Here is a 7,276-nt window from a genome sequence, read left to right as displayed (position 1 = left end):
CTTTGGGCGAACTCACTAAGCATTGGCGTCAAGAGCGCTACTTTGCTTTTCGAGAACTCTGCCAACAGGTTTATCAAGAGCTAACAGCACCTGCCGATTTGCCGATTACGGATTGGTATGAGACACTGATGCAGTTGGCCAAGACAAGTGAGACAGGTAAAAAAAGCACAACTGTGTCTACAGTCCAGGAAAATGCTATAGTCTAACACTCAAGGCTTCCCGATTTAAAACCTGATTTAACTTACCGCTACGATAACCTTCTAAATCCAGGGTTACGTAAAGAAATCCGAAATCCTGAAATGCAGAAACTACTTTTTGTAAATCCGTAGTTAACACAAACTCTTTAATTTGTTCTGATGCTAATTCAATGCGTGCTGTATCTCCTTGCGATCGCACGCGCAAATTCTGCCAACCCAGCTTTCTTAAGAAAATTTCTGCTCTACCAACTCGTTGTAACTTAGCTACAGTAATCTCTTCCCCATAAGGAAACCGCGAACTGAGGCAAGGTTGAGCGGGTTTATCCCACCAAGGTAAACCGAGTTGTTGCGAAAGTTGGCGGACTTCAACTTTCGTGACACCCACTTCTGCTAAAGGCGATCGCGCCCCTCTCTCTTTCGCCGCCTGAATTCCTGGACGATAATCATGCAAATCATCGGCATTTACCCCATCCACCACGTAGGGATAACCCAACTGTAAAGCTAAAGGTTTGAGAGTGTCGTGTAATTCACTTTTGCAAAAATAACAACGGTTAACCGGGTTAGAGGTGTAATTGGGATTTTCCATCTCGTGCGTCTGGACGATTTTATGCCCAATCCCAATAGTTGCGGCTTGAATTTTGGCATCTTCCAACTCTTCTGGTAACAGCGAAGGAGAAACAGCTGTTACAGCCAAAGCGCGATCGCCCAACACATCATAAGCAATTTTGGCAACCAAAGTACTATCAACGCCCCCAGAGTAGGCAATCAACGCCTGCTCCATTTCTAGAAATAAAGCTCTTAATAGCTCAAATTTTTCTGTCAGCATCATTTCCCAATCCTGCCCAAACCCGATAGCACCCAACAAATTCCATTGTAGTCATTACTTAATGGGGGATTGGGCATTGGGCATGGGGCATTGGGCATTAGTTATTTTTTTCTGCTTCCTCTGCTCCCCCTACTCCCTACTCCCCACTCCCCACTCCCCATTCCCCATCAACCTTGGTTGATGCTTTAGTGTACTTGGCCACCAGACTAGCTAAAAGTGGTAAATCAATCGGTTTAGAAATATACTCATTTACTCCAGCTGCTAGACAAGTTTCGCGATCGCCTTTCATTGCCATTGCTGTTTGAACAATTACCGGAATCCTCCGATATTGCCGATTTTCTCGCAGCTGCTGTACCAACTTAAGACCATTTCCATCTGCCAGATGAACATCCATCAAAATCACCACTGGGTCTAACTGTGCTAAAGCTTCCCACATCTCGGCAGCATTCTTAACCCAAGTCACCTGATATCCCAATTTATGTAGATAAATTTGCATCAAATTAGCGTTGGGTAAGTCATTTTCTACCAGCAAAATATCTACAGAAGAACTAAGGGTGAAAGGCAAAGGAGATGAGGAGTATTTTTCTTCCCCTGCTCCCTCATCTCCCCCTGCTTCCTCATCTCCCCCTACTCCCTCATCTCCCCCCATTCCCACCTCTTGCTTAAAGGGAAGTACAAGGGTAAAACGAGAACCGCAATTTACTTCAGATTCCACTTTCACGTTACCACCGTGAATTTGGGCGAGTTTTCGAGTCACTGCTAAACCCAAACCAGTACCTTCACCACCGGCGACAGCCTTGGCAATTTGGAAATAGGGTTCAAACAGTTGAGCCTGGTCTTCTTGGGAAATGCCAGTGCCAGTATCCCAAACTGTAAAATACACAAATAGACCTTTGGAAACAACCTCTAAGCCAACACTTCCTTGGCTGGTGAACTTTAGGGCATTGAAGAGTAAATTCAACAGCATTTGCTTGAGTCGCAAGGGGTCAGCTACTAGGGTTGTGATATCGGGGTCAAGTTCTAGACGGAGTTTCAAACCCTTATTAGCGGCTTTCTCTTTCAGCAGTGCGAAAACATTGCTACATAGCATTGGCACATCAATTGTTTCCCACTGCACTTCCAGCTGATTTGCTTCAATTTTAGAAAGATCCAAAATATCATTAATCAGAGCTAGTAGGTGCTTGCCGCTAGACTGAATGATATTTAAATACTCTTGCTGGCGTTCTTTAGTTGGTTCGTACCCTTGGGCTAAAAGCAGATGGGTAAACCCAATAATAGAACTAAGAGGTGTGCGAATTTCGTGGCTGGTGTTTGCCAAAAACTGATTTTTGAGTTGATTGGTGCGCTCCAATTCTTGATTAGAGTTACTTAACTCTTGATACCGTTGCTGCCAAGATGAAATGTGTCTAACTTGTACCAGGGCTGTTGTACAATGCTTGGCAAACCTTGCCATCAATTGCGATCTGAGTTGAGCAAGTGATTTTATGAGCGAATCAGGAGCAGAGTTTAGGGGCACTGCGGCAATAATTAGCCAGCCCATAACGTTGCCAGAATCATCAGCTAACCGCCAAGCGCTCGGTGGTTGTTGATTTTCAAGCTGCTGCAAATCTTCGAGTTCTATGACCTCTTGCAATCTCAACAGCAGCTTTTTTTCTGCTGTCAGCAATTCTAGAAATAAAGGTTGTGAGTTTGGCGATTGAGAACACGAAACATAGCAAACTGTGGCAACAGTTTCTTGTGGTTCAAACAAAGCGATGCCTACGGCACAATCTGTAAGCGCCAAATCACTCCTGTTGACAGCACTGTTAATCTCGTTTACCACAGTTTGGAGAATTTTTGCTTCTGCGGCTCCTGCCTGTGGGACTGTTTTACAAGCAGAAAGCAGGCAATCATTAAGGCGACTTTGCAACTGGTTCAAGCTGCTCTCCAGCCACAAGGCGCGAAGTTGCTCAATTGTTGTCAAAGGTTTTGGCCTTGCATCTATCTGTGAGTTGTGGTCTGGTAAGCTTGAGTACTGCTGCATGGTCAACTAGACCGTTGAACTAGTTTAACTTCGTATAAGAATCCGAAGAGGATTCTATGTATATTAACTGACAATTCTTTTTTATTTATAACCCATAACTTATGTTGTTATAAACCATAACTTATGATGTTCAATTTAGCAGCTATTCTAAAAAAATTATTATCCGAACCACTGACGTAAAATTTTTTAAAGCAACTTAAGGCTTATGGATACACAATTCGCCCAATTAATCGTTAATGGGATTGCGGTGGGGAGCATTATTGCTCTAGCGGCAGTCGGACTCACTCTTACCTACGGAATTTTACGGCTATCTAACTTTGCTCATGGTGATTTTCTCACTCTAGGAGCCTATCTGACTTGGCTGATAAACACTATTGGAGTCAATATTTGGCTGTCGATGATCCTGGCGGCGGCGGGAACTGTGGCAGCAATGCTGTTATCGGAAAAGGTACTGTGGTCAAAGATGCGCTCTATCCGTGCTACTTCCACTACGCTGATTATTATTTCTATCGGACTTGCCTTATTTCTTCGCAATGGAATTATTTTGATCTGGGGTGGCAAGAACCAAAATTATAATTTACCTGTTACATCAGCTTTAGACATCTTTGGCTTAAAGATCCCGCAAAATCAATTATTGGTATTGGGTTTGGCGGTGCTAGCAATTTTGGCACTGCATTACCTGCTGCAAAATACCAAAATTGGTAAAGCGATGCGAGCAGTTGCTGACGATCTGGACTTAGCCAGAGTTTCAGGTATCAATGTTGACCGAGTTATTTTATGGACTTGGATAATTGCTGGCAGTCTTACATCATTGGGCGGCAGTATGTATGGGTTAATTACGGCTGTGCGCCCGAATATGGGATGGTTTTTAATTTTACCATTGTTTGCCTCAGTAATTCTTGGTGGGATTGGCAACCCTTACGGTGCGATCGCAGCAGCTTTTATCATTGGCATCGTCCAGGAAGTCAGCACCCCTTGGCTGGGTTCACAGTATAAACAGGGTGTAGCACTGTTAATCATGATTTTGGTGCTGCTCATTCGTCCCAAAGGTTTATTCAAAGGAACGATTTGAGCAGCACCACTCCACTTCTAACTACTCAATAATGTGGAAATACCAGGCTGCTACCAGGAAATTGATAGCTAACAAGAACAGTGCCCAGCCTGTGCGAAAGGCGTAGGGAGGTTTAGCTCCACTGTCGGCAACTGGTAAATCTTTGTTTTTAGCAGTCATAATGCGATTCTCCTAATGTCAGGACTTTTTAAGAAATACCAAACTGGTGTACCAAATATTCAAATTCTTTAAGAATATTTGTGTGAAGTTGGGAATTGGGCATTGGGCATTGGGCATTGGGCATGGGGCATTGGGCATTGGGCATTGGGCATCCCTTCGGCTTCGCTCAGGGCAAGTGGGCATTGGGTATGGGGCATTGGTTATTTCTTCCCCTGCTCCCCCTTGCCTCCCCTGCTCCCTCACTCCCTCACTCCCTCATCTCCCCCTGCTCCCTCATCCCCTACTCCCTACTCCCCACTCCCCACTCCCTCCTCTCCAGCATGATAGGAACTGCGAACCAGAGGCCCAGAACGAACATGGTTGAATCCCATTTTCCATGCTAATCTGCCGAGTTGATCGAATTCCTCTGGAGTCCAATATTTTTGGATTGGCAGATGTTCTAAAGATGGACGCATATACTGCCCGATAGTCAAGCGATCGCACCCCACAGCCCTTAGATCAGCCATTGCTTCAACGACTTCATCAAGTGTTTCTCCGTGTCCCAGCATCAAACCTGATTTGGTAGGAATTGTCGGATCGATTTCTTTGACCATAGCTAGTACCGAGAGTGAGCGATCGTACTTGGCTCCCCGGCGCACTGGCCTAGTTAACCGTTTCACTGTCTCGATATTGTGATTGAAACAAGCTGGTTTGGCTTTTACAATCATGGCTATTCGCTGGCGTTGACCTGATTCCCCAACACCAGCACCACCCCAAAAATCAGGGGTCAGCACTTCAATTTGAGTCTCTGGGTTCAATTGGCCGATAGTTGCGATCGTCTCCACAAAATGCCCTGCACCCTGATCGGGCAAGTCATCACGGGCTACAGAAGTCAGCACCACATAACGCAATCCCAAAAGCTGCACCGCCTGTGCTACCTTTTGAGGTTCTTCTAAATCAAGAGGCATTGGTGCATGACCTTTATCTACTTGACAGAAAGCACAAGAGCGTGTACAAACAGGCCCCATTAGTAAGAAAGTTGCAGTTTTTTGGGCATAGCACTCCCCCCGGTTGGGACAGCGCCCTTCTTCGCAAATTGTGTGAATTTGGCGCTGCTTAATAATGCGTTGTACGGTAGAGATTTCACTGGCTTTGCCAATAGGACGACGTAACCAGCTAGGCATTGCCGTAATTTCAGACTTTAGTTCGGCTCGTTGTGACGAAATCATAGACATCTAAGCAAGATACGGATATAGAGTAATGGTCTGTTAATTAACAATAGATAAGAATAGACGCAAGGATGCTCTTAATGAAGTCACCATGGCCCTTCTGCTCTTGCATCTTATGCTCTTGCTTTTATATTTTTTGTCTATCTTTGCACCAAATTACTAACAATTAATGATATAAAATATATTTACCTCTTTAGTAGAGGTTAATTTATGTACAAAGATAGACAAAAAATATAAAAGCAAGAGCATAAGATGCAAGAGCAGAAGATTTTGAAATAAGTCTTAAGAAGGTTGTTATCTGATGCAAAGCCAATCAATTACAAGCACTACAACAGAAAAGAAAACTTTTAATTCAAGTTTAATTTTTTAGGAGGTTTATGATGCGAATAGCTCAATTAGCCCCACTGTGGGAGACAGTTCCACCTCCAGGTTATGGTGGTATAGAGTTAGTAGTGGGCTTACTGACCGATGAATTAGTTCGACGCGGACACGAAGTAACTTTATTTGCATCGGGAGATTCTATCAGTCTGGCAAAACTAGTGTCAGTTCATCCCCGTGCCCTCAGACTTGATAGCACTATTAAAGATTACAGCGTTTACGAAATGCTGAATCTAGCTTCGGTGTATGAACGGGCAGAAGAGTTTGATATTATTCACTCTCATATCGGGTATGGGGCGCTGCCCTACGCGAATCTCGTCACAACCCCTACGGTTCACACGTTGCACGGGATTTTTACCCATGATAACGAAAAGATGTTTAGTTTTGCTAAAAAACAACCCTACGTTAGTATTTCCAATTCACAACGAGAACCAAGGTTAGGGTTGAACTGTATAGCAACGGTCTACAACGGAATTGATGTTAGCAGTTATAATTTTCACGCCCAACCAGAAGATCCGCCCTACCTAGCGTTTTTGGGCCGCATGTCTCCTGAGAAGGGAGTACACTTAGCAATAGCAATTGCAAAACTTGCTGGTTGGCATTTAAAAATGGCAGGTAAGGTTGATGCCATTGATGCAGAATACTTTGAGAAGGAAATCAAACCGCACATTGATGGAGAACAAATTGAGTATCTGGGTGAAGCTAACCATGCTCAAAAAAATGCGCTTATGGGAGGTGCAGTTGCAACTCTATTCCCTATCACTTGGCGAGAACCCTTTGGATTGGTGATGGTGGAGTCAATGGCTTCCGGTACGCCGGTGATTGCGATGAAATTGGGTTCTACTGAGGAGGTAATTTCCCACGGCAAGACGGGTTTCCTCTGCAATGATATTCAAGAATGCATCAGTGCCATTGATCGGGTAATAGAGTTAGACCGCTATGCCTGTCGCCAGTATGTCGAAGACTGTTTCAGCGTTGAGCAAATGACTGATGGCTATGAGGCGGTTTATCAACAAATAATAGCAAAACGATTTTCTCAAAATGGGCGTTTCCGCAGTTTGATTGGTTTAAGTAGCGATCGCACTTAAATATCGCATTTGTGCAATCTCGCATGTTTTTAAGTAAGTAGGGAGGCACAGCTGTCATTGGTGTCAACTTAAGCTAGAAATGGCTTAACTGTTGGCTGACTCATCCGCCTTGAACTTTAGTTCAAGACTAATAGCTAAAGTCATCTAAAGATGACTAAAGATTGTTGGGGAATCTAGTCATCTTTTAGATGACTTTTACTATTAGCAAGGAACTTCAGTTCCTTGCGGGACAGCACTTTTACGTTAAGTTGACACCTATGGGCATTGCGCCTTGCCTCTACGAGAAATCGATATGTATCAGGATTTTCGTGAATTGGTATAAGTT

Annotated in this window: 8 protein-coding genes; 3 read left to right on the top strand and 5 right to left on the bottom strand. The window is 44.0% G+C overall.

The features are described from left to right. The coding region (locus tag LC574_RS18210) for a hypothetical protein (protein ID WP_229454808.1) at positions 1-206 on the top strand (206 nt) is incomplete at its 5' end. Here the strand turns inward: LC574_RS18210 and larE are convergent. Together larE and hrmK are read right to left on the bottom strand one after the other, a co-directional pair. Continuing rightward, positions 196-1,026 (bottom strand): ATP-dependent sacrificial sulfur transferase LarE, encoded by an 831-nt coding sequence (larE, locus tag LC574_RS18205; RefSeq protein ID WP_229454807.1) that lies wholly within the window; start codon positions 1,024-1,026, stop codon positions 196-198. The two genes, LC574_RS18210 and larE, sit on opposite strands and share 11 nt — an antisense overlap. Before the next feature lie 133 nt (positions 1,027-1,159). Then, entirely contained in the window at positions 1,160-3,046 is a 1,887-nt protein-coding gene (gene hrmK / locus LC574_RS18200) for a hybrid histidine kinase/response regulator HrmK (RefSeq protein WP_229454806.1), read from the bottom strand. A gap of 205 nt (positions 3,047-3,251) precedes the next feature. Here hrmK and LC574_RS18195 point away from each other — a divergent pair, with 205 nt between their 5' ends. Beyond that, positions 3,252-4,118, top strand: coding sequence for a branched-chain amino acid ABC transporter permease (locus LC574_RS18195; protein WP_229454805.1), 867 nt, complete (start codon positions 3,252-3,254; stop codon positions 4,116-4,118). 21 nt (positions 4,119-4,139) lie between these two features. On the opposite strand, the gene LC574_RS18190 is transcribed toward LC574_RS18195, so the two are convergent. Genes LC574_RS18190 through lipA form a run of 3 tightly spaced genes read right to left on the bottom strand, consistent with a single transcriptional unit; the run spans position 4,140 to position 5,485 of the window. Next, the gene (locus LC574_RS18190; RefSeq protein ID WP_229454804.1) at positions 4,140-4,277 is read right to left on the bottom strand and encodes a photosystem I protein PsaX; all 138 of its coding nucleotides are present in this window, start codon (positions 4,275-4,277) and stop codon (positions 4,140-4,142) included. An 18-nt stretch (positions 4,278-4,295) separates the two neighbouring features. Then, positions 4,296-4,520, bottom strand: coding sequence for a hypothetical protein (locus tag LC574_RS18185; RefSeq protein WP_229454803.1), 225 nt, complete (start codon positions 4,518-4,520; stop codon positions 4,296-4,298). A gap of 44 nt (positions 4,521-4,564) precedes the next feature. Beyond that, positions 4,565-5,485, bottom strand: a complete 921-nt coding sequence (gene lipA / locus LC574_RS18180; protein ID WP_229454802.1) for a lipoyl synthase — start codon at positions 5,483-5,485, stop codon at positions 4,565-4,567. 380 nt (positions 5,486-5,865) lie between these two features. On the opposite strand from lipA, the gene LC574_RS18175 reads away from it, so the two are divergent. Next, positions 5,866-6,951: a glycosyltransferase family 4 protein gene (locus LC574_RS18175; RefSeq protein WP_229454809.1), complete on the top strand. Its 1,086-nt coding sequence runs from the start codon at positions 5,866-5,868 to the stop codon at positions 6,949-6,951. Positions 6,952-7,276 lie beyond the last annotated feature (325 nt).

Source organism: Nostoc sp. CHAB 5715 (genome assembly GCF_020829685.1).
Classification (GTDB): Bacteria; Cyanobacteriota; Cyanobacteriia; order Cyanobacteriales; family Nostocaceae; genus Nostoc.
This window is presented reverse-complemented; position numbering and strand designations above follow the sequence as displayed.

Excerpts from the sequence above, each read along its gene's own strand:
- hrmK (WP_229454806.1), bottom strand. The coding sequence starts at position 3,046 with ATGCAGCAGTACTCAAGCTTACCAGACCACAACTCACAGATAGATGCA.
- lipA (WP_229454802.1), bottom strand. The coding sequence starts at position 5,485 with ATGATTTCGTCACAACGAGCCGAACTAAAGTCTGAAATTACGGCAATG.
- LC574_RS18175 (WP_229454809.1), top strand. The coding sequence starts at position 5,866 with ATGCGAATAGCTCAATTAGCCCCACTGTGGGAGACAGTTCCACCTCCA.
- larE (WP_229454807.1), bottom strand. The coding sequence starts at position 1,026 with ATGATGCTGACAGAAAAATTTGAGCTATTAAGAGCTTTATTTCTAGAA.
- LC574_RS18195 (WP_229454805.1), top strand. The coding sequence starts at position 3,252 with ATGGATACACAATTCGCCCAATTAATCGTTAATGGGATTGCGGTGGGG.
- LC574_RS18190 (WP_229454804.1), bottom strand. The coding sequence starts at position 4,277 with ATGACTGCTAAAAACAAAGATTTACCAGTTGCCGACAGTGGAGCTAAA.